Source organism: Massilia sp. CT11-108, assembly GCF_047302915.1.
Taxonomy (GTDB): Bacteria; Pseudomonadota; Gammaproteobacteria; order Burkholderiales; family Burkholderiaceae_D; genus Telluria; species Telluria orientalis.
On the sequence record NZ_JBKYMO010000725.1, the window covers coordinates 1 to 2,091 of the forward strand.

General features: G+C 68.1%; 4 protein-coding genes. All 4 read right to left on the bottom strand.

Going from position 1 to position 2,091, the window contains the following annotated elements; genetic code table 11:
- On the bottom strand, window positions 1-416 hold a 416-nt coding region (locus ACEN88_RS29940; RefSeq protein WP_413345562.1), incomplete at its 3' end, for an Hpt domain-containing protein.
- Window positions 413-715 carry a lipid asymmetry maintenance protein MlaB gene (locus ACEN88_RS29945; RefSeq protein WP_413345564.1) on the bottom strand — a complete coding sequence of 101 codons (303 nt, stop codon included), beginning with the start codon at window positions 713-715 and terminating at the stop codon, window positions 413-415. The genes ACEN88_RS29940 and ACEN88_RS29945, both read right to left, overlap by 4 nt.
- A 44-nt stretch (window positions 716-759) precedes the next feature.
- Complete coding sequence (locus ACEN88_RS29950) at window positions 760-1,128, bottom strand: response regulator (protein ID WP_105377323.1); 369 nt, start codon at window positions 1,126-1,128, stop codon at window positions 760-762.
- 14 nt (window positions 1,129-1,142) lie between these two features.
- On the bottom strand, window positions 1,143-2,091 hold a 949-nt coding region (locus ACEN88_RS29955; protein ID WP_413345566.1), incomplete at its 5' end, for a methyl-accepting chemotaxis protein.

Sequence of the window (2,091 nt, forward strand, 5' to 3'; positions counted from 1 at the left end):
GCGCCGGTGGGCGCCGGTGCCGCGCCGCCGTCCAGGTAGGCCTGCAATTGGGCGACGAGCGGCGCGCCTGCCGCGGCGAGATCCGCATCGTCGAGGGTGCCGCTTTCCACCGCGTCGACGAGGGCGCCGATGTGGTCGCGGCATGCGAGCAGCAGCGCGACGAGTTCGTCGCCGACGGGAATGGCGCCGTCGCGCACCTTGTCCAGGACGCTCTCGGCAACGTGCGTGAATCGCACGACGGGGTCGAGGCCGAACATGCCGGCCGATCCCTTGATCGTGTGCGCCGCGCGGAAGATCGCGTTGACGGCATCGAGGCCGTCGCGCGTGACCGCGAGCAGGGCGCTTTCCATCTGCTCCAGTAGTTCGCGGCTTTCGGCGATGAAGGTGTGTGTCACCTGGTCGATGTCGATGCTCATGCAGGCTCTCCTTCGGCGGTCATGCCGAGCATTGCGAACGCGTCGCACACGGCGGGGCTGGCGCCCCGCAGCACGAGCGCCTTGCCGAGCCGCTGCGCTTCACGCCGCGCCACGAGCAACAGCTGCATGCCGGCGCAGTCGAACTCCGTCACCTGGGACAGGTCGAGCGTGGGCGCATCGATCGTGCGTACGGCGTCCAGCAGCACGGGATGCAGCTCCGCGGCGCGGTAGATCGTCATTTCGCCTTCGACCGCCAGGCATGCGGCGGCCCCTTGGCTCGTTTCGCCAATAATCGTCATTGCATCTTTGCTCCGGGATGGCCGGCGTGCGCCGGCGCGGTGGGTCAGCCGAACGTCAGCTTCTGGACGGCGGCGAGCAGGGCTTCCGGCTTGAACGGCTTGACCATCCACGCTTTCGCGCCGGCGGCCTTGCCCTGTTCCTTCTTGTCTTCCTGCGACTCGGTGGTCAGCATGAGGACCGGGGTGAATTTGTAGGCGGGACGGGTCTTCAGTTCGCGCACGAACGCGATGCCGTCCATGTTGGGCATGTTGACGTCGCTGATGATCAGGTTGACCTTCTGGCCGGTCAGCTTGGCCAGCGCGTCCTTGCCGTCGACGCCTTCGATGACGTCATAGCCGGCCTGCCTGAGTGCGATGCCGACGACCTGGCGGATCGAGATCGAATCGTCCACCACCATGATGGTTTTTGCCATGGTTAAATCCTAGTCTAGAAAAACGTGATGTCTTCGGCCAGCTGCGGCGCGGGCTTCGCGGTGCTCTTGTGGAGCGTGCGTTCCTCGGCCATCGCGTAGGTGCTTTCGAGTTCGGCCAGCAGGCTGCGGGCATCGAGGCCGCCACCTTGCTGTTGCTCGTCCAGCCACGAGGGCAGGCGGGCGATGTTGTCGCGGACGTGCGACAGGATCTGGCTGACGCGGTCCTGGAACTGCAGCTGCACGAGCGCGTCGCCGACTTCCGCCTGGATGCCGGCGCTCTCGCGCTGGAGCAGGCCGGACGAGGCCACGAGGGCGTCGGTGACGCTGCGCAGGGAGCCGAGCACGTTGCCGATCATCTGTTCGGACGCCTGCACGGCGCGCGTCTCCGCCCGCATGGAGTCCTCGGCCGCGCGGCACGTGACGTCGATCGCGGCGCTGATGCGGCCGACCTGTTCGGCGATGTGCTTGCCCGCGTCGGCCGAGCGGTTCGACAGCATGCGCACCTCGCTCGCGACGACCGCGAAACCGCGTCCCGCCTCGCCCGCGCGCGCCGCCTCGATGGCCGCGTTGAGCGCCAGCAGGTTGGTCTGCCACGCGATGCTGGCGACGTCCGCCGCCATCTTCTGCAAGGTGGCCGTGATTTCTTCCAGGCCTTCGATCTTCTGCAGCATCTGCTGCTTGCTGGCGGCCGCGCCGGCCAGCATGTCCAGCAGCGAGCGCAATTCCTTTTCGCTGGCCGCGAACGCGTCGACGATGTTGTCGCCGTTGCGCGCCGTGCCCGACGCGTCCAGTGCCTGGCCGAGACGGGTGACGATGCCGGAGAAGCGCTCGACGAGGGCGACGACGGCCGTCTCCATCTGGTCGCGCGACGCATCGATGTGCGACGTCCAGACGCCGGCCACGTCGGCGCTGAACGCGCGGCGTTCGGCGAAGTCGGCGCCGGGGGATTGCCCGGCCTGCGGC